Below are 241 nucleotides of genomic sequence, written 5' to 3' on the forward strand. Positions count from 1 at the left end.
GACGGCACAGATGCGGTTTTAATTCATTTTTTTTAGAACTTGGCGCACGGTTTCGTGGCAAATGGCGGGGACAATCTTCTGCTCCACAACTTTGTCCGCCAGCAACCGCAGCGTCCAACGGGCGTAGCCGTCGGGCGGTTCCCCGCAACGAAGGGCAATCAGTCTTGCCTCTGATTCGCCATCACAGATTGGTTGACGGGAGGGCGTTTGCTGGCGCTGGCGCGGCAAAGCCGCCGCTAAT

At 57.7% G+C, this 241-nt stretch carries 1 pseudogene; it reads right to left on the reverse strand.

Annotation, left to right across the window (positions count from 1 at the left end):
- Nucleotides 1-27: 27 nt before the first annotated feature.
- Nucleotides 28-241: pseudogene (locus tag JUK32_RS00240) on the reverse strand (helix-turn-helix domain-containing protein); the annotation flags it as partial.

This window comes from Halomicronema sp. CCY15110 (assembly GCF_016888165.1).
Classification (GTDB): domain Bacteria; phylum Cyanobacteriota; class Cyanobacteriia; order Phormidesmidales; family Phormidesmidaceae; genus Halomicronema.